Source organism: Streptomyces sp. NPDC045955 (assembly GCF_056430805.1).
The window spans coordinates 502,108-523,615 of sequence record NZ_JBWKKY010000004.1; the positions used below are offsets into that span (position 1 = coordinate 502,108).

20 protein-coding genes are annotated in these 21,508 nt (G+C 71.6%); 12 read left to right on the forward strand and 8 right to left on the reverse strand.

Features of this window, described 5'->3' with window-relative positions; translation table 11 throughout:
• Positions 1–41: 41 nt before the first annotated feature.
• From AC07F0_RS11480 to trhA, 3 genes are read right to left on the reverse strand one after another with little or no spacing between them, the layout of a single operon-like run.
• On the reverse strand, positions 42–773 hold the full coding sequence (locus tag AC07F0_RS11480) for a Mut7-C RNAse domain-containing protein (RefSeq protein WP_478977191.1): 732 nt from the start codon (positions 771–773) through the stop codon (positions 42–44).
• Between the two features lie 33 nt (positions 774–806).
• Entirely contained in the window at positions 807–1,427 is a 621-nt protein-coding gene (locus tag AC07F0_RS11485; protein ID WP_478977194.1) for a TetR/AcrR family transcriptional regulator, read from the reverse strand.
• Between the two features lie 36 nt (positions 1,428–1,463).
• On the reverse strand, positions 1,464–2,177 hold the full coding sequence (gene trhA, locus AC07F0_RS11490; protein ID WP_478977197.1) for a PAQR family membrane homeostasis protein TrhA: 714 nt from the start codon (positions 2,175–2,177) through the stop codon (positions 1,464–1,466).
• Positions 2,178–2,505: 328 nt separating this feature from the next.
• Between trhA and AC07F0_RS11495 the strand changes: the two genes are divergently transcribed.
• A complete protein-coding gene (locus AC07F0_RS11495; protein ID WP_478977200.1) occupies positions 2,506–4,335 on the forward strand; it encodes a phosphoenolpyruvate carboxykinase (GTP) in 1,830 nt (609 codons plus the stop codon).
• A gap of 345 nt (positions 4,336–4,680) precedes the next feature.
• Here AC07F0_RS11495 and AC07F0_RS11500 read toward each other — a convergent pair whose 3' ends face one another.
• On the reverse strand, positions 4,681–5,103 hold the full coding sequence (locus AC07F0_RS11500) for an SCO4983 family protein (protein WP_478977203.1): 423 nt from the start codon (positions 5,101–5,103) through the stop codon (positions 4,681–4,683).
• Positions 5,104–5,214: 111 nt separating this feature from the next.
• Positions 5,215–6,426, reverse strand: coding sequence for a pyridoxal phosphate-dependent aminotransferase (locus AC07F0_RS11505; protein ID WP_436727920.1), 1,212 nt, complete (start codon positions 6,424–6,426; stop codon positions 5,215–5,217).
• A gap of 126 nt (positions 6,427–6,552) precedes the next feature.
• On the opposite strand from AC07F0_RS11505, the gene AC07F0_RS11510 reads away from it, so the two are divergent.
• Both AC07F0_RS11510 and AC07F0_RS11515 read left to right on the forward strand, forming a co-directional pair.
• Positions 6,553–7,257 carry a hypothetical protein gene (locus AC07F0_RS11510; protein WP_478977206.1) on the forward strand — a complete coding sequence of 235 codons (705 nt, stop codon included), beginning with the start codon at positions 6,553–6,555 and terminating at the stop codon, positions 7,255–7,257.
• A 162-nt stretch (positions 7,258–7,419) separates the two neighbouring features.
• Positions 7,420–8,346 (forward strand): S1 family peptidase, encoded by a 927-nt coding sequence (locus AC07F0_RS11515; protein WP_478977209.1) that lies wholly within the window; start codon positions 7,420–7,422, stop codon positions 8,344–8,346.
• 30 nt (positions 8,347–8,376) lie between these two features.
• Here the strand turns inward: AC07F0_RS11515 and AC07F0_RS11520 are convergent, their stop codons facing one another.
• Both AC07F0_RS11520 and AC07F0_RS11525 read right to left on the reverse strand, forming a co-directional pair.
• The gene (locus AC07F0_RS11520) at positions 8,377–9,987 is read right to left on the reverse strand and encodes an N-acyl-D-amino-acid deacylase family protein (RefSeq protein ID WP_478977212.1); all 1,611 of its coding nucleotides are present in this window, start codon (positions 9,985–9,987) and stop codon (positions 8,377–8,379) included.
• Positions 9,988–10,000: 13 nt separating this feature from the next.
• Positions 10,001–11,278 (reverse strand): amino acid deaminase, encoded by a 1,278-nt coding sequence (locus AC07F0_RS11525; RefSeq protein WP_478977215.1) that lies wholly within the window; start codon positions 11,276–11,278, stop codon positions 10,001–10,003.
• 145 nt (positions 11,279–11,423) lie between these two features.
• Between AC07F0_RS11525 and AC07F0_RS11530 the strand changes: the two genes are divergently transcribed.
• From AC07F0_RS11530 to AC07F0_RS11550, 5 genes are all read left to right on the forward strand, one after another.
• Positions 11,424–12,458, forward strand: a complete 1,035-nt coding sequence (locus AC07F0_RS11530; RefSeq protein ID WP_478977218.1) for a sugar kinase — start codon at positions 11,424–11,426, stop codon at positions 12,456–12,458.
• Positions 12,455–13,216 carry an IclR family transcriptional regulator gene (locus AC07F0_RS11535; protein WP_436727914.1) on the forward strand — a complete coding sequence of 254 codons (762 nt, stop codon included), beginning with the start codon at positions 12,455–12,457 and terminating at the stop codon, positions 13,214–13,216. The genes AC07F0_RS11530 and AC07F0_RS11535 overlap by 4 nt, the downstream gene beginning before the upstream one ends.
• On the forward strand, positions 13,213–13,623 hold the full coding sequence (locus AC07F0_RS11540) for a RidA family protein (protein WP_436727913.1): 411 nt from the start codon (positions 13,213–13,215) through the stop codon (positions 13,621–13,623). The genes AC07F0_RS11535 and AC07F0_RS11540 overlap by 4 nt, the downstream gene beginning before the upstream one ends.
• A 105-nt stretch (positions 13,624–13,728) precedes the next feature.
• The gene (locus AC07F0_RS11545) at positions 13,729–15,207 is read left to right on the forward strand and encodes a GntP family permease (protein WP_478977221.1); all 1,479 of its coding nucleotides are present in this window, start codon (positions 13,729–13,731) and stop codon (positions 15,205–15,207) included.
• Positions 15,208–15,272: 65 nt separating this feature from the next.
• On the forward strand, positions 15,273–15,788 hold the full coding sequence (locus tag AC07F0_RS11550; protein ID WP_478977224.1) for a hypothetical protein: 516 nt from the start codon (positions 15,273–15,275) through the stop codon (positions 15,786–15,788).
• 12 nt (positions 15,789–15,800) lie between these two features.
• Here the strand turns inward: AC07F0_RS11550 and AC07F0_RS11555 are convergent, their stop codons facing one another.
• On the reverse strand, positions 15,801–17,153 hold the full coding sequence (locus AC07F0_RS11555) for a M14 family metallopeptidase (RefSeq protein ID WP_478977227.1): 1,353 nt from the start codon (positions 17,151–17,153) through the stop codon (positions 15,801–15,803).
• 262 nt (positions 17,154–17,415) lie between these two features.
• On the opposite strand from AC07F0_RS11555, the gene AC07F0_RS11560 reads away from it, so the two are divergent.
• The 4 genes from AC07F0_RS11560 to AC07F0_RS11575 all read left to right on the forward strand — a co-directional run bounded on the left by AC07F0_RS11560 (position 17,416) and on the right by AC07F0_RS11575 (position 21,281).
• Positions 17,416–18,336, forward strand: a complete 921-nt coding sequence (locus AC07F0_RS11560) for a LuxR C-terminal-related transcriptional regulator (protein ID WP_478977229.1) — start codon at positions 17,416–17,418, stop codon at positions 18,334–18,336.
• On the forward strand, positions 18,333–19,244 hold the full coding sequence (locus AC07F0_RS11565; protein WP_478977232.1) for an anti-sigma factor RsbA family regulatory protein: 912 nt from the start codon (positions 18,333–18,335) through the stop codon (positions 19,242–19,244). Before AC07F0_RS11560 ends, AC07F0_RS11565 begins: the two co-directional genes overlap by 4 nt.
• A gap of 80 nt (positions 19,245–19,324) precedes the next feature.
• Positions 19,325–19,807, forward strand: coding sequence for an ATP-binding protein (locus tag AC07F0_RS11570; protein ID WP_478977235.1), 483 nt, complete (start codon positions 19,325–19,327; stop codon positions 19,805–19,807).
• Positions 19,808–19,964: 157 nt separating this feature from the next.
• Positions 19,965–21,281, forward strand: coding sequence for an Nramp family divalent metal transporter (locus AC07F0_RS11575; RefSeq protein WP_478977238.1), 1,317 nt, complete (start codon positions 19,965–19,967; stop codon positions 21,279–21,281).
• Positions 21,282–21,508 lie beyond the last annotated feature (227 nt).

Genomic DNA, 21,508 nt, shown 5'->3' on the forward strand with positions numbered 1-21,508 from the left:
CCAGCCACAAACGGCCCGCAGTTCCCCGCGGCACCCGACCGTCAACGGCGCTCCGGCCGAAGCGCCATCGCCCGCTCCACGATCGCTTCCAGCTGCTCGTGATGCGCGCCCTTCCAGTACGCCCGGCCGCACTCCGTGCACTGCGCGAACACGTCGTACGTCGCATGCGTCCCGTGCTTCAGCTGATCGGCGACCTCGTCCTTGGTCGCCTTGCGGAGCACCCCGTTGCAGGCCGTGCAGCGCGTCCAGGGCCGCAGTTCGGGCTGGAACCGGTCCAGGACGTCCCGAAGCTGCTCCTCCGGCCGGGTGCTGTACACGAACGCCCCCGCCCACAGCTCGCGCCTGCGCAGCAACCCCCGGTCGCGGCTGAGCATGACCCGCTGTTCCGCCGCCGAACGAGCGGCCAGCGCCGGGTCGCCGATGTCGGTCGACTCGTAGGCCGTGTCGACACCGAGCAGCCGCAGCCGACGGGCCAGCGTGCCGAGGTGTACGTCGAGGAGGAACCGCAGGGGTGCGCCCGGCACTTCCTGGGGGCGGGCGACGGTCCGTACGGTCACCGACTCGCCGGCCGCCGGCACGTGCGAGACGGGCACCTCGCGGCCGTCCACGACCAGGGCGCCCACCTCGGTCAGCGGCACCCCCAGCGACTCGACGACATGGCCCAGGCTGGAGACGCCGTCCGTGGTGGCCCGCAGGGTGCCCGACCGCCGGGCCTGGGGGACGAACACGTGCAGCTCGGGGGCGAACTCGACGTGGATCTCGGGACCGTTCACCCGGTCAGGATGTCACGGTGGCGGGCGCCGGCCTCAGGGTTTTCCGGTCGGCAGGCCGTGTTCCAGGACGTCCAGGGCACGGTCGACCAGCTCCCGGAGGTCGTCGCGGTGGCCGGTCTCGGCCCAGTAGCGGGAGACCTCCATCAGCCCGCCCAGCACGGACCTGGCGAAGACCCGTAGCTCCAGGCTGTCGGGGTCCAGCCCGGAGCGCTCGGCGAGGCCCTCGCGGAGCAGCCGGCCGGTCGTCGCCATGCTCTCCGTCATGCGGGCGCGGACGGCGGGGACCTCGGCCCCGAGCCGGGCCCGCAGCCGGGTCGCCTCGGGTTCCTCGGCGAGGCTGCGGTCGAGGGCCGTGCGCAGCGCATGCCGCAGGACGTCCGCCCACGACTCGTCCTCGGGCCGGGCCCGCAGCTGCGCCGTCATCACCGGGTCCCACTCGTCGGTGATGACGATGTCCTCCTTGGTCGGGAAGTACCGGAAGACGGTCGACGGCGACACCTCGGCCCGGTCGGCGATCTGCTCGACCGTCGTGGCGTCGTAGCCCTGCTCCTCGATCAGCGCGTAGGTCGCGGCGCGGATCGCCCGGCGGGTCTTGATCTTCTTCCGCTCCCGGAGTCCCAGCGGGGGCCGGGTGGCGGGGGTGACGTCAGCCATGAATCGACAGTAACTGTCAATCCTTACCCACTGTCACTATCCGTGCTGGTACGCCACCAGCGAGATCCCCACGTAGTGCGCGATGAAGGCCGCCAGGGTGAAGGAGTGGAACACCTCGTGGAAGCCGAACCAGCGCGGTGACGGGTTGGGCCGCTTGATCCCGTAGATCACGCCGCCCGCGCTGTAGAGCACGCCGCCGACGATGACCAGGACGAGGACGGCGATGCCGCCGGTTCGCATGAAGTCCGGCAGGTAGAAGACGGCCGCCCAGCCCATCGCGAGGTAGCACGGCGTGTAGAGCCAGCGCGGGGCGCCGACCCAGAAGACGCGGAAGACGATGCCGACCGCCGCCGCGGCCCAGATGCCCCACAGCAGCCACTGCCCCTTCGCGCCCGGCAGCAGCAGCATGGTCAGCGGTGTGTAGGTGCCCGCGATGATCAGGAAGATGTTGGCGTGATCCAGACGGCGCAGCACGCCGTCCATGCGGGGGCTCCAGTTGCCGCGGTGGTACAGCGCGCTCACACCGAACAGCAGGCACGCCGTCAGGGCGAAGATCCCGCAGGCGATGCGCCCTCTGGTCGAGTCGGCGAGGGCGGTCAGCACCAGGCCCGCGACGAGGACGGCCGGAAACATACCGAGGTGAAGCCAGCCGCGCAGCTTGGGCTTGACCGGGTGCGGCAGGGAGAGCGCCGTGGGACCACGGCCGTCGGCCGGCGTGTCCGAAGGCGCGTCGGGGGCGAACGCAGTCATGGCCGAATGGTAGCTACGGAACCGTAAGTGACCTATCAGCCGGGTCGATCGGCCGATGAAGAGTGGCCATCCTCTCACCGTGACCGAACGATGGTTACGCAAACGGAGGGTCAGGTGAACCCAACGTGCATGTAAAGGAGGCGCGAGAAACCGTGGCGATCCTCACGTTGCTCACCTGTGCGCTCCTCTGGACAGATGGGCGGAAGCGTCGGATGATCAAATGAGTGCGGTCGGCACCGGATGAGCGCCGAAGTTTCACCGTGAAGCATCCGGGTCGCAGCCCCCACGGGGCCTCCACATCACAAAAATCCCTCATTTAGGAGCAATCGTGGCGCGCGACATCGCGGCTCCCACCGTCCCCACCACTCACCAGGGTCTGATCTCGTGGGTCAACGAGATCGCCGAGCTGACGCAGCCGGACAACGTGGTCTGGTGTGACGGTTCCGAGGCCGAGTACGAGCGACTGTGCGAGGAGCTCGTCCAGAAGGGCACCTTCCGGAAACTCGACCCGATCAAGCGCCCCCACTCCTACTACGCGGCCTCCGACCCCACCGACGTCGCCCGCGTGGAGGACCGGACGTTCATCTGCTCCGAGAAGGAGGCGGACGCGGGCCCGACCAACCACTGGAAGGCCCCCGCCGAGATGCGGGAGATCTTCCAGGGCTCCGGGGGCCAGGGCGGCCTGTTCCGCGGCTCGATGCGCGGCCGGACCATGTACGTGGTGCCGTTCTGCATGGGCCCGCTCGGCTCGCCGCTGTCCGCGCTCGGTGTGGAGATCACCGACTCCGCGTACGTCGCCGTCTCCATGCGCACGATGACCCGCATGGGCCAGGCGGTGCTCGACGAGCTCGGCTCCGACGGCTTCTTCGTCAAGGCCGTGCACACCCTGGGCGCCCCGCTGGAGCCCGGCCAGGAGGACGTCCCCTGGCCCTGCAACACGACCAAGTACATCTCGCACTTCCCCGAGGACCGCGAGATCTGGTCCTACGGCTCCGGCTACGGCGGCAACGCCCTGCTCGGCAAGAAGTGCTACGCCCTGCGCATCGCCTCCGTGATGGCGCGGGACGAGGGCTGGCTCGCCGAGCACATGCTGGTCCTGAAGCTCACCCCGCCGCGCGGCGAGTCCAAGTACGTGGCGGCGGCCTTCCCGAGCGCCTGCGGCAAGACCAACCTCGCCATGCTGGAGCCGACCATCCCCGGCTGGACGGTGGAGACCATCGGCGACGACATCGCCTGGATGCGCTTCGGCGAGGACGGCAGGCTGTACGCCATCAACCCCGAGGCGGGCTTCTTCGGCGTCGCGCCCGGCACCGGCGAGCACACCAACGCCAACGCGATGAAGACGCTGTGGGGCAACGCGGTCTTCACCAACGTGGCGCTGACGGACGACGGCGACGTCTGGTGGGAGGGCATGACCGAGGAGCCGCCCGCCCACCTCACCGACTGGAAGGGCAACGACTGGACGCCCGAGTCCCAGACGCCGGCCGCGCACCCGAACGCCCGCTTCACCGTCCCGGCCGCCCAGTGCCCGATCATCGCGCCGGAGTGGGAGGACCCGAAGGGCGTGCCGATCTCGGCGATCCTCTTCGGCGGCCGCCGCGCCACCGCCGTACCGCTGGTGACCGAGTCCTTCGACTGGAACCACGGCGTCTTCCTCGGCGCCAACGTGGCCTCCGAGAAGACCGCCGCCGCCGAGGGCAAGGTCGGCGAGCTGCGCCGCGACCCGTTCGCGATGCTGCCGTTCTGCGGCTACAACATGGGCGACTACATGGCCCACTGGATCGACGTGGCCAAGGACAAGGACCAGTCCAAGCTGCCGAAGATCTACTACGTCAACTGGTTCCGCAAGGACGACGAGGGCAAGTTCGTCTGGCCCGGCTTCGGTGAGAACAGCCGCGTCCTGAAGTGGATCGTGGAGCGCCTAGAGGGCAAGGCGGAGGGCGTCGAGACCCCGATCGGCATCCTGCCGACCAAGGACGCCCTCGACACGAACGGCCTGGAACTGGCCGACTGCGACCTGGACTTCCTGCTCACCGTCGACAAGGAGGTCTGGCGCGAGGAGGCCGCCCTGGTCCCCGAGCACCTCAACACCTTCGGCGAGCACACGCCCAAGGAGCTGTGGGACGAGTACCGCGCGCTGGTGCAGCGCCTGGGCTGAGACAGCCCTCCACGGACGCCGCGGCCGGCTCCGATCGTGCCCTGACCAGCAACATCGTCACGGCCGGCCGCGGTGACAGCACCACAGGAGGCAGGGGCCCGCACAACGGCGTGCGGGCCCCTGCCGTCGCCGTTTCCCGGAGGCGCACGTGAGGCGCCGGGCGCGGCAACGCCCTTGAAGGGGCGCGGGGAACTGCGCGACCAGCCACGAAGGGCCTGCACCCCGCCCACGGCCAAAACTCCTGCGGCGCTCCACGCTCGAGCCGACGCAGTGATGTGGCGCCCGGTCCGCGCGTCGCTGCGGGTGCGCGCGGACCGGGGCCGTCGGGGGAGCCCTCGTGGGGGCTCAGCGGGACGCGAGTTCGCGCGGCTCCAGGGCCGCGGCGTGCGCGTCCATCCGCTCGGCGGACAGGATGGCGGCCGCCGTGTCGGCGCGGGAGGCGGCGACGACCAGCGCGCGGCCCGCCAGCGCGTGCGCCCGCTGGTGCAGGGCCGCCACGCCGCGCGCCCGCCGGGTGCCGCTCATCGGCGCGCGGACCGGTGCACGTCCTCCCCGCAGTCGGCTCACCTGCTCCGCGAGCCGCTCCGCCGCGGTGTCCAGGTCGGTCGAGCTCTCCGCGGCCCGCAGCTCGTCCGTGACGGCGAGCAGGGCGGCGAGATGGCCCGCGAGCTGGATGTCCAGCTCTTCCTCGCGGGAGCGGTGGGGGAAGTCGGGGGCGGGGCCGTCCACCGTGCTGTGGACCGACTTGGTGCGGATCGGTTCGTACATGGAAGGCCTCCTGTGTGCTTACAGGAAGCCATCCTAGCTTAGATTTCGTCTAAAGTTGAGTTGTTCGCAATTCCGGACTGGCCGCACACGTACGGTGAGCGAGGCGTCCGGTCAGGCCTGGCTGTAGCCGTCCAGGAAGTGCCCGATCCGGCCCACCGCGTCGCGCAGGTCGCCGACCGTCGGCAGGGTCACCACGCGGAAGTGGTCCGGCTCCGGCCAGTTGAAGCCGGTCCCCTGGACGACCATGATCTTCTCGCGCCGGAGCAGGTCCAGGACCATCCGCCGGTCGTCCTTGATCTTGAAGACCTTGGGGTCCAGGCGCGGGAAGAGATACAGCGCCCCCTTCGGCTTCACGCAGGTCACGCCCGGGATCTGGGTCAGCAGCTCGTAGGCGACGTCCCGCTGCTCGCGCAGCCGGCCGCCCGGCAGCACCAGCTCGTTGATCGTCTGGCGTCCGCTGAGCGCGGCGACGACGCCGTGCTGTCCCGGCATGTTCGCGCACAGTCGCATGTTCGCCAGGATCGTCAGGCCCTCGATGTAGGAGTCGGCGTGCGCGCGGGGCCCGGAGATCGACATCCAGCCGACCCGGTAGCCGGCCACCCGGTACGCCTTCGACATGCCGTTGAAGGTGAGGGTCAGCAGGTCGGGGGCGACGGCGGCGGTCGGGGTGTGCGCGGCACCGTCGTAGAGGATCTTGTCGTAGATCTCGTCCGAGCAGACCAGCAGGTTGTGGCGGCGGGCGATGTCGGTGAGCCCCTTGATCATCGCCTCGTCGTAGACGGCCCCGGTCGGGTTGTTGGGGTTGATGATCACGAGCGCCTTGGTGCGGTCGGTGACCTTGCGCTCGATGTCGGCCAGGTCCGGCATCCAGTCGGCCTGCTCGTCGCACCGGTAGTGCACGGCGGTGCCGCCGGACAGGGAGACGGCGGCGGTCCACAGCGGGTAGTCCGGGGCGGGCACGAGCACCTCGTCCCCGTCGTCCAGCAGGCCCTGCATCGCCATGACGATCAGCTCGGAGACGCCGTTGCCGATGAAGACGTGCTCGACGTCGGTCTCGATGCCGAGGGTCTGGTTGTGCATCACGACCGCGCGGCGGGCGGCCAGCAGGCCCTTGGCGTCTCCGTATCCGTGCGCCGAGGACACGTTCCGGAGGATGTCCTCCAGGATCTCGGGCGGACACTCGAAGCCGAACGCGGCCGGGTTGCCGGTGTTCAGCTTGAGGATGCGGTGACCGGCGGCTTCCAGCCGCATCGCCTCCTCGAGCACCGGGCCCCGGATCTCGTAACAGACGTTGGCGAGCTTGGTCGACTGGATCACCTGCATGTCTGGGAGCTTACGGCGCGGTAATGCGCCACGGGTCGTGTTTTCCGCCACGTGAGACGCGTCGCTTTGGGTGGATATCGCCGCACGCTGTCCCACCAGCACCTTCGGTGCCTAGAATGCGCCGCCATGTCCAGGCCATCCGAGTACGCCGACAGAGCGACGGGCGGCGCCCCTCAGGGGCCACCGAACGTGTACCTGCCGCAGACCGACCCGCCACCGCCCTACGACGCGTACGCCGATCCGGCGGCGGCGCACGGATGGCAGGACGTCTACGACCCGGCGGACGGCCAGGACGCCGCGCGCGGCACCGTCGAGACGCGAGACATGGGCGACACGCGCGAGCTGCCGCCGGTGCCGGTGCGTGCCCCTGCTGGTGCGGGCCGCCACTCCCGCCGGAGACGAGCGCCCTGGCGTGCCCGCCGCGTGGTGGTGGCCGTCGGAGCCGTGGGTGCCGTTTCGGCGGCCGCGCTGATCGCCGGCCTCGGCTTCTCGGACGCGCCCTCCGGTGGGACACGTGAGGGTGACGGCGGCCGGACGGGGCCGGCCGTGAGGGAGTCGCCGACGGTGCCGTCGACCGGTACCGGCCGGACACCGACCCCCGGCACCCCCCTCGTCGGCCAGCCGCCGAACAGTGACGAGCCGTCCGGGCCGGCGTCCGTGAGCCCGTCCACGGAGGCGAGCTCCACCCCGTCCGAGCCGGACGCGCCGAGTCCCTCGGCCGGCACGCCCACGGCGGGCACCCCGACGACCTCCGCTCCCGCCGTCACGCCCCCCGGCCGAACCGACGGAAAGCCCGGACACGGCCCCGGCGGCACGAAGGGCCCCAAGTAACCCGCTCCCCATGGCCGTTGAGTAGGGTCGGGCCGGACGGGCAGGTCTCCCGCGCGAAACGACTCCTTGCCCCATCCGCCTTGCGACGATCACAATGCGCATGACAACAGTGCAGGCGGCCGGAAGTCTTCCGGCCGCCTCCGTCGCAAGAGGGGACCCCCCATGAGAAAACCTCTCGCAGCCGCGTTCTGCGCCCTGGCGATAGCCGGGGCCGGCGCGGCTCCCGCGGCCGCCGCCGATGCCGCCCCCACGGGCGTCGGCAAGGCCGCGGACACGGGCGCGGTCACGTCCGCCGTCTCGGACGTGGTCACGTCCGCAGCGCAGACCGTGTCCGGACTCACCAACCCGGCGCCCAAGGGCGTGAACTTCGCCGGCACGGTCGCGCTCAGCAACTGCTCCGGCTCCGTCGTCCGCATGCCGGACTCCGAGGCCGACGACCCGGCGCTGGTGATGACCAACGGACACTGCCTGGAGTCCGGCTTCCCCGGCCCCGGCGAGGTCCAGGTCGACAAGGCGTCCAGCCGCACCTTCAGCCTGCTCAACGCCTCCGGCTCGCGCGTGGCGACCCTGCGCGCCGCCAAGCTCGCGTACGCCACGATGACCGACACGGACGTCGCGTTCTACCAACTCACCACCAGTTACGGGCAGATCAAGAGCTCGTACGGCATCAGCCCGCTGACGCTGAACGACACGCACCCGGTCGCCGGCACCGCCATCAGCATCCCGTCCGGCTACTGGAAGCGGATCTACAGCTGCGACATCGACGGGTTCGCGTACCGCCTGAAGGAGGGCGACTGGACCTGGAAGGACTCGGTCCGTTACACCTCCGCCTGCAACACCATCGGCGGCACGTCCGGTTCGCCCGTCGTCGACCAGGCCACCGGCAAGGTCGTCGCCATCAACAACACCGGCAACGAGGACGGCGAGCGCTGCACGGTGAACAACCCCTGTGAGGTCGACAAGAGCGGCAACGTGACCGTCCGCAAGGGCATCAACTACGCCCAGGAGACCTACCAGATCCCGTCCTGCTTCGGCATCGACAACAAGCTCGACCTGAGCGCGAGCGGCTGCACCCTGCCCAAGCCGTAAGGCCGGGGCAGGTCCCTCCGGGTCGGGCGGTCACGCGGGAGTCCTGCGGATCGCCCGGCCCGCCAGGGCGTCCGTGCGACGCCCGTCCTCGATCACGAACCGCCCGCCGACCAGTACGTACGGGATGCCCGTCGGGAGGACGCGCGGCTCGGCGAAGCTCGACCCCGCCGCGACCGTCGCCGGGTCGAAGAGCACTAGGTCGGCGACGTACCCCTCGCGCACCAGGCCCCGGTCCGGCAGCCGGAGCCGGGCCGCCGGGCGCGAGGTGAGGTGCGCGACGCACTCCTGAAGCGACAGCACCCCCAACTCCCGCACGTAGTGCCCGAGATAGTGCGGGAACGTGCCGTACGCGCGCGGGTGCGGCTTGGCGCCCTGGAGGATGCCGTCCGAGCCTCCCGTGTGTACCCGGTGGCGCATGATCGCCCGGACGTTCTCCTCGTGGCCGACGTGCTGGAGGATCGTCGGCGCCAGCCGGTCGGCCAGCAGCAGCCCGCGCGCGGTCACCCAGGGGGCCTCGCCCCGCCGGTCCGCCGACTCCTGGACCGTCCGGCCGACGTAATCGGCCAGGGCAGGGTCGCCCACGCCGGAGATCTCGATCGTGTCCCACTCGATGGGCACGCCGTGACAGCCGTCCGAGCCGGTGACCTCCAGGTCGTGGCGGATCCGCTCGGCCGTGCCCTCGTCCGCCAGCCGCTTGAGGGTCTCCTCCGGCCCGCCCTCGCTCGCCCAGCTCGGCAGCATGGCCGCCAGCGTCGTACAGCCCGGGGTGTAGGGGTAGGTGTCGAGGCTGATGTCGGACCCGGCCGCCAGCGCCTCGTCCAGCAGGGCCAGCAGCTCGGGCGCCCGGCCCTTGTTCACGCCGAAGTTCATGGTGGCGTGGGCGAGATGCAGGGGGCAGCCCGCCTCCCGGGTCAGCGCGACCATCTCCCGGTACGCCTCCAGGGCGCCCGCGCCGTAGGAGCGGTGGTGCGGGCAGTAGTAGCCGCCGTACGACGCCACCACCCGGCACAGCTCGGTCAGTTCGGCGTCCTTCGCGTACATGCCGGGCGTGTACGTCAGCCCCGAGGACATGCCGACGGCGCCCTGCTCCATGCCCTCGGCGACCAACCGCCGCATCCGGTCCAGCTCCCGCGGGGTGGCCTCCCGGTCCTCCCAGCCGACGGCGAGCGCACGGACCGTGCCCTGGGGGATGAGATAGGCCGCGTTCACGGCGATCCCGCGGTCCAGGCGGTCGAGGTACTCGCCCACCGTCCGCCAGTCGAAGTCGATGTCGTCCCCGGGTCCGTTCCACCCGGCGATCGCCCGGCGCACCTCGCCGAGCGTCCGGTCGTCGACCGGCGCGTACGACAGCCCGTCCTGGCCGATGACCTCCAGCGTGACGCCCTGCGCGGCCTTGGCGCTGTGGTCGGGGTCGCGCAGCAGGGCCAGGTCGCTGTGGGCGTGCATGTCGACGAAGCCGGGGGACAGCACGAGGCCCTCGGCGTCCAGCTCCCGGCGCGCCTTCGGCCGCTGGCAGCCCGCCGCAGCGGCCTCCTTGACGATGGACACGATCCGGCCGCCGTCGACCACGACATCGGCCCGGTAGGAGTCCGCGCCGGAGCCGTCGACGACGTCGGCGTCCCGGATGACCAGCTCTTCCATCGCTCCCCGCCCCCTAGAAGAACGTACGGACGTAGTCGACGACCGTGCCGTCCGCCTCGGCGACCGGGATCAGCGGCCACTTGTCGAACGACGTGCACGGATGGGACAGCCCCAGACCGACCCAGTCGCCCACCTCCAGATCCGCCTCAGGCGTTGTGCTCAGCCAGGCGTGCTGGTCGGACAGGGCCGTCACCGACACGCCGGTCGCCGGGCGCTCGGCGCCGTCCCGGCGGATCACCTGGGCGAAGGGCAGATCGAGGTCGTAGGCCGCGTCCCGCTTGCCCGCGTTGACGAAGGCCTGCTCGGCGGTGGGCCGCGACACCACCTGCGTCCACAGCCGGAACGCCGGCTCCAGGGCGCCCTCCTCGGGCACCCGGTTGAACGGGGTCAGCTTGCGGTAGTGGCCGTCGTCGTGCGAGACGTAGGCGCCCGAACGCAGCAACTTCAGGACCGGCCGGGAGAGTTCCGGGATCTCCGCGAAGACGTCGGCGACCGCGTCGAACCAGGCGCTGCCGCCCGCGCTGACGACGATCTCGTCCACGTCCGTGAAGCGCCCCGCCTCGTCGAAGCCGGCGGCGAGCGCGACCAGCCGCCGCAGCCACGCCGTCACCCGCTCCGGGTCGGCCTTCGGCACCTCGCCCTCGTAGCCCGCGACGCCGACGAGCCGCAGGGACCGCGCGTCCGCCACCGCGTCCGCGACCGCCGCGCACTCCGCCTCCGTGCGCACACCGGTACGGGCCCCCTCCCCGGCCGCGAGCTCGACGACGACGTCCAGCGGGCGCCGGGCCTCGCCCAGCGCGGCGTCCATCAGCTCCACCCCGCGCACCGAGTCGACGTAACAGACGAAGCGGAACTCCGGGTCGGTGTCGAGCTCGGCGGAGACCCAGCGCAGGGCCGCCGCGTCGACCAGCTCGTTCGCCAGGAACACGCGCCGGATCCCGAACGCGCGCGCCACCCGCACCTGATGCGGCACCGCCAGCGTGATGCCCCACGCCCCGTGCTCGATCTGCCGTTGGAACAGCTGCGGCGCCATGGAGGTCTTGCCGTGCGGCGCGAAGGCCAGGCCGTGCCGGTCCGCGTAGGTCTCCATGAGCCTCAGATTGTGCTCCAGGCGCTCGGCGGACAGCGCGAGCACGGGCGTGGCGAAACCGCCCGTGAACAGGTTCCGGCGCTGGGCGGCCAGCTCGCCCACGGTCAGGCCGTCGGCGTCCGGCGGGAGGCCCTTGAAGCGGTGGTCGACGCGCTCGGCGGCGAGCCGGGCGAGGGACTCGGCGGGGCTGTCGGCTGTCATGGAGCCTCCTGATCAGCACTGTTGCAATACCTGCAACCTTCATTGCGTATGTCGCTCAACGCTGTCTAACATCTCGGCCACCGCCGGTCAATGAATGCGCCACCGACCGACCCACCGACCGACCCGACGAGGAGCTACGAGCATCGTGACCCCCACCGGACCCTGCAACGCCCCCGACGTCGTGGACGTCGTCGCGCTCGGCGAGTCCATGGTCACGTTCCTCCCGTCCCGCCCGGGACGGCTCGCCGACGTCCCCTCCTTCGACCGGGGCATCGGCGGCGCGGAGTCCAACACGGCGTGTGTGCTGGCCGCCGCCGGGCACTCCGTGCGGTGGGTCAGCCGGGTGGGGGACGACCCGTTCGGCGACCATCTGGTCGAGGCGATCGGCGGGTACGGAGTCGACGTGGCCCACGTCCGGCGCGACCCCGCCCGCCCCACCGGCATCTACTTCCGCACCGCCGGGGACCGGGCCACCGACACGCACGAAGTGGCCTACTACCGGGCCGGTTCCGCAGCCTCGGCCATGTCGGCCGGCAACGTGGACCTGGACGCGGTCCGCGCCGGCCGCGTGCTGCACCTGTCCGGGATCACGGCCGCGCTGTCCGGGACCTGCCTGGACCTGATGCGCGAGCTGACCGCGCGCCGGCCCGGCCGCCCCCTGGTCTCCTTCGACGTCAATCACCGGCCCGGCCTGTGGCCCGGCACGGACGCCCCTCAGGTGCTGCGGGACCTCGCGCGGGGCGCGGACCTCGTGTTCGTCGGGCAGGACGAGGCCTGGGGGCTGCGCGGCGCCGAGGCCGTCCGCGCCGCCCTCCCCGAGCCCGAGGTGCTGGTCGTGAAGCAGGGCGCCGACGGAGCCACCGTCTTCGAGCAGCGGAACATCACCTTCGTGCCCGCCCCGCGGGTCGACGTCGTCGCCGCCGTCGGCGCCGGGGACGCCTTCGCCGCCGGGTTCCTCTCCGCCACCCTGCGCGGACTGCCCGTCCGCGACCGGCTGCGGCACGGCCATCTGCTGGCCGCCGCCGCGCTCACCGCCCCCGGCGACCTCGCCGCGCCGCCCGCCCGGGAGCACGCCGACCGCCTCGCCGCCCTGGACGACGCCGCATGGGGGAGACTGCGACTCGGCCCGGGCTGGACCGATGACACACAGCGGGCCCCCGAGGAGGTACGTACGCCATGAGCCAGACCGTCGACCGCGCGCTCAGCATCCTGCCGCTGCTCGCCGAGGGCCCCGCCGACCTGGGACAGGTCGCCGACCGCCTCGGCGTGCACAAGTCCACGGCCCTGCGCCTGCTGCGCACCCTCCACGAGCACGGCCTCGTCTACCGCCAGTCCGACCAGCGCTACCGCCTCGGCGCCCGCCTCTTCGCGCTCGCCCAGGAGGCCATGGAGAACCTCGACGTCCGCGAGATCGCCCATCCCCACCTGGTCCGCCTCAACGAGAGCTGCGGGCACACCGTGCACCTCGCCGTGTACGAGGAGAACGAGGTCCTCTACATCGACAAGGTCGAGAGCCGCTACCCGGTGCGGATGTACTCCCGGATCGGCAAGCCCGTCGCCATCACGGTCGCCGCGGTCGCGAAGCTGCTGCTGGCCGACCTGCCCGAGCACGAGCGGCGGGCGGTGGCGGAGAAGCTCGACTACCCCGCGTACACGGCCCGTTCGACCCCCAACGCGACCGCGTTCCTGCGCGAGCTGGAGAAGGTGCGCGAGCAGGGCTGGGCCACCGACCTCGGCGGCCACGAGGAGTCCATCAACTGTGTCGCGGCGCCCATCCGCGGCGCCGACGGCCGGGTCGTCGCCGCGATGTCGGTCTCCGCGCCGAACGTCGTCGTCACCGCCGACGAACTCCTCACCCTCCTGCCGCTGGTGCGCCGTACGGCGGACGCCATCAGCGGCGAGTACTCCGGCAGAACACCAGTGAAGGGCACCACATGACGGACAAGACCGCGCTCACCCCCCGGACCCACACCACCCCGCCGGCGAAGTTCTCGCACGGTGTGCGGAAGGGCAACATCCTCCAGGTCGCCGGCCAGGTCGGCTTCCTGCCCGCCGAGGAGGGCAAGCCGCCCACGCCCGCCGGGCCGACCCTGCGCGAGCAGACCCTCCAGACCCTGGCCAACGTCAAGTCCGTCCTCGAGGAGGGCGGCGCCGGCTGGGACGACGCGATGATGATCCGCGTCTACCTGACGGACGTGGACCACTTCGCCGAGTTCAACGAGATCTACAACGCGTACTTCGAGGAGCAGGGCCTGACCCAGCCGCCCGCCGCGCGCACGACGGTCTACGTCGGCCTGCCCGCGGGTCTCCTCGTCGAGATCGACGCGCTGGCCGTCCTCGGCTGACCCACCCCCCACTCCCGCACGTCCGTGAGGCGCGGCGCCACCGATGCGCCGCGTCGCGCTCCCCCCTACCCAGAAGCCGCATGCATTTACGTAGAGGACCCCCGAATGTCCCTTTCGCTCGCCGCGTCCGCCCCTGCCGAGACCCCGCCCCACACCGGGGGCCTGCTCCTCCTGTTCGACGGTACGGCCGGACTCCTGCTCACCGCCGCGCTCGGCATCGGGCTGCTGCTGTTCCTCATCATCAGAATGAGACTCCAGCCGTTCGTCGCCCTGCTCGCGGTCTCCATAGCCGTCGGCCTCGCGGCCGGCCTGTCGGTCACCGAACTCTTCGGCACCGTCCAGAAGTCGGACGCCGTCTCCACCATCGAGTCCGGCATGGGCGGCATCCTCGGCCATGTCGCCATCATCATCGGCCTGGGCACCATGCTCGGCGCGATCCTCGAAGTCAGCGGCGGCGCCGAGGTGCTGGCCGGTCGCCTGCTCGGCCTGTTCGGCGAGAAGCGCGCCCCGCTCGCCATGGGCCTCACCGGCCTGATCTTCGGCATCCCGGTCTTCTTCGACGTCGGCATCTTCGTCCTGGCGCCCATCGTCTACGCCGCCGCCAAGCGCTCGGGCAAGTCGATCCTGCTCTACTGCCTGCCCCTGCTGGCGGGCCTGTCCGTCACCCACGCCTTCCTGCCCCCGCACCCCGGCCCGGTGGCCGCCGCGGGCCTGCTCCACGTCGACCTCGGCTGGGTCATCCTCATGGGCATCGTCTGCGGTCTGCCGGCCGTGGCCGCCGCCTGGGCGTACTCGGCGTGGATCGGCCGCCGCGTCTTCGTCGCCGTGCCGCAGGACATGGTCGAGGCCGCGGAGGAGGCCAAGCAGGCCGTCGTCGACGAGCAGCGGGCGGCCGGCACGGAGCCGCGCGAGCAGCCCGTCTCGCTCGGCACGGTCCTCGGCATCATCGGCACCCCGCTGGTCCTCATCCTGGCCGCGACGTTCTCCTCGATCGCCCTGGACCCCTCCACCCTCCGCTCGGTGATCGAGTTCTTCGGCAACCCGTTCGTGGCGCTCACCCTCGCCCTGTTCCTCGCGTACTACCTGCTCGGCATCCGGCGCGGCTGGTCCCGCAAGTCGCTGGAGACGGTGTCCACGGCGTCCCTGAAGCCGGTCGGCAACATCCTGCTCGTGGTCGGCGCGGGCGGCGTCTTCGGCGCCGTCCTCAAGGCCAGTGGCGTCGCCCAGGCCCTGTCCGACACGTTCAACGACGTGGGGCTCCCGGTGCTCGTCCTGTCGTACCTGATCTCCGTGGTGCTGCGCGTCGCGCAGGGCTCGGCGACGGTGGCGATCGTGACGACGGCGGGCATCGTGGCGCCCCTTCTCTCCGAGGGTGACCACTCCCAGGCCTTCGTCGCCCTGGTCATCATGGCCATCTCGGCCGGCTCCATCTTCGCCTCGCACGTCAACGACGGCGGCTTCTGGATGGTCGCCAAGTACTTCGGCATCAGCGAACGCGACACGCTCAAGTCGTGGACCGTGCTGGAGAGTGTGCTGTCGGTCGCGGGGTTCGCGGTGGCGGCGGTATTGAGCCTGTTCGTGTAGGCGTCTGATAACGAAGTCGGGGCTGGCTGTGTGCGGCACAGGTTTGTCGACCATACTGCTCCGCTGTGGAGCAGCGCATAGGTTCGAGCAGCCAGCCCCTGAAGGGCGCCGGATTCGACCCGGCCTTCATCCCCGGGCTCACGTCACCCGTGTCCGGACGGACGGAGGACGACGAGCCGGAGAAGGAGCCAGAGGTCGCCGCGGCAGAGGAGGCCGAGGAGTCCGAGGAGTCCGCCTCCGAGCCGGAGGAGACGGCCGAGGAGTCCGCCTCCGAGCCGGAGGAGGCCGATGTCGACGGCCCCGTCTTCGAGGCGTCCGACCGCCGCGCGAGAATAGTCGCCGACCGCAGAGGCGTACGCCTGTCCCTGGACGACCAGGAATGCGAGTTCCGCTGGGACGAGATCGGGGCGGTCGAGACGCAGACCGCCCGCTTCGGCAAGCGCTACACCGTCACCGTCCACACCCCTGACCGGCGCTGGTACCCGATCGAGATCGATGCGCCGGCCAGGAGCCGTTTCACGGAGTGGGACGAGCAGTTGGACGCGGTACTGGACGCCTACTTCGAGGAAGACGCGGAGTAACCCGCCGGGCGGCTACCGGCAGTACTGGGTCTCCTTCCCGATGGCCCGGTACATGCAGTCGGCGTTCTCCAGGAGTTGCAGCACCGCGTCCCGGTTACGGGAGGTCTCCCGCTCGATGACCTCGTCGGGCGGGTAGAACCCCCCACCGCCGGACCTCGGGTACATCTCGAAGGTGTACCCGAAGATCTTGTGGGTGCCCCAGAGGTAGTCGTCGATCGACCCGTCCGTGATGTACAGGTCGCTGGACTGCTCCGCCGTGTACCCGTTGCTCGCGGCCATCTTCTGCCCGACCGCCTTGAACGCCGCGTTGTCGTCCGCGGTCATCCCGGTCGTCGTGTCGGAGTACGTGTAGCCGAACGGCCACAGCACCAGCTCGCTGTACGTGTGGAAGTCGATGCCGGCCTTGATCTGCTGCACCCCGCCGACGACCCGGCTGCGCACGAAGTCGGCGACGACCTTCACCTCGGGCGCGGATTCCGCCGCCGGGCCGCGGTAGGTCTCGGAGGACGTGGAGCCCGAGGAGCCGCCGCAGCAGCCCCAGCGGTAGTTCCAGTTGCGGTTGAGGTCGGTCCCGACGTACGAACTGCCGCTGTTGGGCTGGCGGTTCTTGCGCCACGAGCGGTACGACCCGGTCGCGATGTCGTACTCGCCGCCGTCCGGGTTGATGTCCGGGACGATCCAGATCTCACGGTTGTTCACCATGCCGGTGACGCGCGCGTCGGAGCCGTAGCCGGAGGTCAGCTCACGCAGCAGGTAGAGCGCCATCTCGACGGTGAGGTGCTCGCGGGCGTGCTGGTGGTGCGTGAACAGCACCTCCGGCTCGGACTCGTCGCTGCCCACGTTGTCGCTGATCTTGACGGCGACGATGTCCCGGCCCTGGTAGGACTTGCCGATCACGCGCCGGCTCGCGATGGACGGGTTGGCCGCGACGATCGAGTTGATCTCGCTCGTCATCTCCGCGTAGTTGTGGTAGCGCGAGTCGGCGGACGGGAAGTCGTAGAGCCGGACGTCGTCCGCGCCGGCGGACCGGTCGGGCACCGCGCCGAGCGGGGTGACCTCGTACCCCAGCGCGCGCACCTTCCTGATCTGGTCCGCGCGTCCGGAGACGACGACACCGTGGCCGTGGGCCTCGTCCACGGTCACTCCGGTGCGCTGGAGTGCCGTGCGGTCCTCGGCCGTCGCGTGCAGGTGGATCTCGTACTGCCGGACGTCGTCGGCCGACGGGGCCGCCTTGCGGGCGCTGTCGGCGGTGGCGTCCGGGGTCGTCGTGGTCAGGGGCGCCGCGAGGGCGAGTGCGAGGAGGGCGGCGAGGGCGGCGGTGCGTCTGCCGGTGCCGGCACCGGAGCCTCGTATGCGAAGTCGCATGAAATCTCCTTGTGGGAGGTGGGGTTGTTCCGTGCGACGTACGTGGTGCGGGTGGCGCACATCGTTCTGCCAATGGCATGAGCAGGTCAAGATGGAAAGCGGTCGCGCATAGTACGCGGGCGGCGCGGCGGTCGAGCTGTCCCGGTCGAAGTACACCCACGGGTGTGACCCGAGCGTGCCTATATGTACGCAACGGGGGAGAGTGAGGAACCGCGCTAGGGCCTGTCGGCCCTCGGACCACACCCCAGAGGACTGGCTGATCATGGGCGGATCAGCGCCACGACGGGACCACCAACTGCCGGTCGAGACGACCAGCTTCGTCGACCGGTGTGGCGAACTGACCCAGGGCCGCGAGCTGCTGGCCCGCGCACGGCTGGTGACGCTCACCGGACCGGGCGGCGTCGGCAGGACCCGGCTCGCCGCGCGCATCGCTGCCCGGGTGCAGCGGGCCTTCCCGGACGGCGTGCGCTTCGTGCACCTCTCCGGGCGGCACGACCCGGCGCTCGTGCCGCTCGCCGCCGCCGACGCGCTGGGACTGCACGACCACTCCGCCCAGCCCCGCTGGACGCCCTCGTCGAGCAGGTCCAAGCCCGGTGGCTGCTGCTCGCCGTCGACAACTGCGAGCATCTGGCGGGCGCGTGTGCGCAGCTCGCCGCAGCACGTCGCCGCCGCCAGCGCCCTGCTGCACGGCACCGAGGGCGTCCGCGTCCTCGCCACCAGCCGGCACCGGCTCGGCCTCACCGAGGAACACATCGAAGCCGCCCGCTGGGGCGCGCGCACCCTCAACGCCGCACACCGGGACAGCGAGGAGCGGGCCTGCCGCGCCCTGGGACGGGACGCGTTCGAGCGGGCCCACCGGCGCGGCGCCGGACTCGGCCTCGCCGAACTCGTCGGCCAGGCGCTCCAGGAACCGGCCCGCCCCCGCCCCCGCGAGCCCCGGGCCCCGCACGAGGACACCCCGGTCCGTCTCACCCGCCGCGAGACCGAGGTCGCCCGGCTCGTCGCCGAAGGGCTCGCCAACCAGCAGATCGCCGACCGTCTGGTGATCGCCCGCCGCACCGCCGAAGGCCATGTGGAACGCATCCTCAGCAAGCTCGGCTTCAGCAACCGCAGCCAGATCGCCGCCTGGGTGACCGCCCAGCGCCGACCCGCCCGTACCGCGAACCCCGAGGGGAACCCATGACCACCCGACAGCCCCCCACGCCCGCCGCGTTCGACCACCGCATGGCCGTCTTCGGCACCGACGAAGACCTCGTGGCCGCCGCCCTGCCCTTCCTCGGCGAAGGCCTCGCCGCGCCCGGTGAACCACCCCCCGTGGCCATCGCCGACCCGCGCAACCTGGACCTCCTGCGGGACGCCCTCGGCGGGGACGCCAAGGACGTCACCTGCATCCCGCACACCGACTGGTACACCGGCTCCGCCGCCAACGCCGTCGCCCAGGCGGCCTCCTACCTCACGGCCCACGCCGGTCCCGGGGGCAGGATGCACCTCCTCATGGAGCCCGTCTGGAGCGGCCGGGCCGGCCGCTCGGCCCGCGAGACCACCGAGTGGATCCGCTACGAGGCGCTCGCCAACCTCCTCTTCGCGCCCATGGCCACGACCGCCCTGTGCGCGTACGACACCCGCACCGCCGGCCCCGCCGTCGTCGCGGCGGCCCGCCGCGCCCACCCCGACACGGAGGTGTACGAGGAACCGGTGCGGCTGGCGGCCGAACTCGACGCCGTGCCGCTGCCGTTGCCCCCGGCGGACGCGCAGCCGCTCGCGGAGCCGCACGCCGCGGCCGTGCAGGCCTGGGCGCAGGCCCGGGGGATGCCCGCCGCCGACGCCGAGTTGTTCGCCGCGGCCGTCGCGGAGTCCGCGGCGGCCCTCGCGCCCCTCGACGGCGCCGCCTGGCTGTGGGGCGAGGCGCCCGCCTGCGTGTGCGAACTGCGTTCGTCCCGCCCCGTCGGCGACCCGCTCGCCGGCTTCGTCCCGCCGCCGCCCACCGGCCCGGAACCCGGCCCGGGCCTGTGGTACGCGCGGCAGGTCTGCGCGTACGTGGACATCCGCGACGACGCCCGGGGAGCCACGGTCCGCCTCCAGTACGCGTAACCCGCCCACCTGCGCAAGCAGGGAGGGGATCGGGTAGTCCTCCCCCTGCGCCGGACCGGCCCCCGGGACACCCTGGAGCCATGCTGCAACTCCCCGGGCGCCACCTCCCGGCCCCCGACGCCCGGTGCGGCCCGTTCCCGCAACGACCCCTGGGAGCAGGCCACCTGGGCGTCGAGTACGACCCCGAGCCCTCCGCCGTCCGGGAGGCACGCGCGCAGGTGCGCAGGCAGCTGGAGGGCTGGGGGCTCGCGGAGCGCGGTGAGGTGGCGGACGTGGTGGAACTGCTGGTCGGCGAAGTGGCCACCAACGCCCTGGTACACGCCGAGAGCCGCTTCAGACTCACGCTCTTCGCCGCGCACGGCGTACTGCGCCGCGAGGTGGCCGACACCGAGCGCCGCGTACCCCGGGTGCTGGACGCCGGCACCGGGGAGAGCGGCCGCGGGATGTTCCTGGTGGACGCGCTGGCCCAGCGCTGGGGCTGCCACCGGGACGGGCCGGGCGAGACGGTGTGGTTCGAGTTCGGCACCTGCGGATCGGACGGCTGTGGTCGGCGACAGCCGTGACGCTCCGCCGGCCGGGCCTTGGCGGTATGCCCAGCCGCCCGGGCCCGGCTTCGGTCTGCGGGCTCGTCGTGGCCGTTCGCCCAGTTCCCCGCGCCCCCAGGGGGTTTCCGCTCACGCCCTCTTGTCGGTCCGGCCTCTTTGCGGTTTGTTGACCTGCATGGCGGACACCACCGGAAACACCACGGACCACGAGGCGTCGCGACACCCCCAGCCGCGTAAGGCGAGTTGGAAGTACATCGGCCCGGGCATCGTCGTCGCGGCGACCGGTGTCGGCGCGGGCGACCTGGTCGCCACACTGATCGCGGGCAGCAACTTCGGCTACACCCTTCTGTGGGCCGCGATCATCGGGTGCCTGGTGAAGATCTCCCTGGCCGAGGCGGCGGGCCGCTGGCACCTGTCCACGGGCCGCACGCTGTTCGACGGCTGGGCGAGCCTCGGCCGCTGGACCACCTGGTTCTTCGCCGTCTACGTCGTGGTCTGGGGCTTCGTCTACGGCGCGGCGGCGATGTCGTCGAGCGCGCTGCCGCTCCAGGCGCTGTTCCCCGGCGTGATGGACCTGAAGTGGTGGGGCATCGCCTGCGGTCTGGTCGGTCTGGTCTTCGTCTGGTTCAACAAGTACGCGGTGTTCGAGAAGGTCATGACGGTCCTGGTGGGTGTCATGTTCGTGGTGACCGTGTACCTGGCGATCCGGGTCACGCCCAACATCCCGGACGCCTTCGCGGGCCTCCTCCCGGTGCTGCCCGACGAGAAGGACTCGATCCTCAACACCCTGGGCCTGATCGGCGGCGTCGGCGGCACGATCACCCTCGCGGCCTACGGCTACTGGGTCAACGCCAAGGGCTGGACCGACACCGGCTGGATGAAGGTCATGCGCCTGGACAACCGCGTCGCCTACGCCACCACCGGCATCTTCGTGATCGCCATGCTCTTCGTCGGCGCGGAACTCCTGCACTCGGCGAACATCGCCATCGCGAGCGGCGACAAGGGCCTGATCCAGCTGGGCGACATCCTGGAGGACGAGTACGGCGCGGCGACGGCGAAGTTCTTCCTGATCGGCTTCTTCGCCACGTCGTTCACCTCGCTGATCGGCGTCTGGCACGGCGTGAGCCTGATGTTCGCCGACTTCGTGGCCCGGCTGTCCGGCACGGGGCAGGCCAAGGGCGAGGAGGTCGCCTCGGGGACCCGCGAACGCTCCTGGCCCTTCCGCGCCTACCTGCTCTGGCTGACCTTCCCGCCCATGATCCTCCTCTTCGAGGGCCAGCCCTTCCGCCTGATCATCATCTACGGCGTCCTCGGCGCGGCCTTCCTGCCCTTCCTCGCCGGCACGCTGATCTGGCTCCTGAACTCCCCCCGGACACCCCGGGAGTGGCGCAACGGCCCGCTCAGCAACGCGATGCTCGCGGTCGCGGGCCTGCTGTTCCTGGTCCTGTGCGTGAAGCAGATCTGGGACCAGCCGTGGGGGGAGTTCTTCTAGGGCCTGTTGCGAAAGTGGCCTCGTCGCCCGGAGGGCGGCCGCGCGGCGTCCGGTGCGTGCTCTGGGGGTCCCCCCCGGGGGCCGAAGGCTGGGGGAGCGGGGGGGGGGGGGGGGGGGGGGGGGGGGGGGGGGGGGGGGGGGGGGGGGGGGGGGGGGGGGGGGGGGGGGGGGGGGGAGGGGGGGGGGGGGGGGGGGGGGGGGGGGGGGGGGGGGGGGGTTGTGGGGAT

What these genes read in the sequence shown, in the direction of transcription:
- AC07F0_RS11485 (WP_478977194.1), bottom strand. Translation starts at nt 1,427, where the DNA reads ATGGCTGACGTCACCCCCGCCACCCGGCCCCCGCTGGGACTCCGGGAG.
- trhA (WP_478977197.1), bottom strand. Translation starts at nt 2,177, where the DNA reads ATGACTGCGTTCGCCCCCGACGCGCCTTCGGACACGCCGGCCGACGGC.
- AC07F0_RS11525 (WP_478977215.1), bottom strand. Translation starts at nt 11,278, where the DNA reads ATGACAGCCGACAGCCCCGCCGAGTCCCTCGCCCGGCTCGCCGCCGAG.
- AC07F0_RS11510 (WP_478977206.1), top strand. Translation starts at nt 6,553, where the DNA reads ATGTCCAGGCCATCCGAGTACGCCGACAGAGCGACGGGCGGCGCCCCT.
- AC07F0_RS11570 (WP_478977235.1), top strand. Translation starts at nt 19,325, where the DNA reads ATGCTGCAACTCCCCGGGCGCCACCTCCCGGCCCCCGACGCCCGGTGC.
- AC07F0_RS11575 (WP_478977238.1), top strand. Translation starts at nt 19,965, where the DNA reads ATGGCGGACACCACCGGAAACACCACGGACCACGAGGCGTCGCGACAC.
- AC07F0_RS11560 (WP_478977229.1), top strand. Translation starts at nt 17,416, where the DNA reads ATGGGCGGATCAGCGCCACGACGGGACCACCAACTGCCGGTCGAGACG.
- AC07F0_RS11500 (WP_478977203.1), bottom strand. Translation starts at nt 5,103, where the DNA reads ATGTACGAACCGATCCGCACCAAGTCGGTCCACAGCACGGTGGACGGC.
- AC07F0_RS11540 (WP_436727913.1), top strand. Translation starts at nt 13,213, where the DNA reads ATGACGGACAAGACCGCGCTCACCCCCCGGACCCACACCACCCCGCCG.
- AC07F0_RS11565 (WP_478977232.1), top strand. Translation starts at nt 18,333, where the DNA reads ATGACCACCCGACAGCCCCCCACGCCCGCCGCGTTCGACCACCGCATG.
- AC07F0_RS11515 (WP_478977209.1), top strand. Translation starts at nt 7,420, where the DNA reads ATGAGAAAACCTCTCGCAGCCGCGTTCTGCGCCCTGGCGATAGCCGGG.
- AC07F0_RS11545 (WP_478977221.1), top strand. Translation starts at nt 13,729, where the DNA reads ATGTCCCTTTCGCTCGCCGCGTCCGCCCCTGCCGAGACCCCGCCCCAC.
- AC07F0_RS11555 (WP_478977227.1), bottom strand. Translation starts at nt 17,153, where the DNA reads ATGCGACTTCGCATACGAGGCTCCGGTGCCGGCACCGGCAGACGCACC.
- AC07F0_RS11535 (WP_436727914.1), top strand. Translation starts at nt 12,455, where the DNA reads ATGAGCCAGACCGTCGACCGCGCGCTCAGCATCCTGCCGCTGCTCGCC.
- AC07F0_RS11520 (WP_478977212.1), bottom strand. Translation starts at nt 9,987, where the DNA reads ATGGAAGAGCTGGTCATCCGGGACGCCGACGTCGTCGACGGCTCCGGC.
- AC07F0_RS11505 (WP_436727920.1), bottom strand. Translation starts at nt 6,426, where the DNA reads ATGCAGGTGATCCAGTCGACCAAGCTCGCCAACGTCTGTTACGAGATC.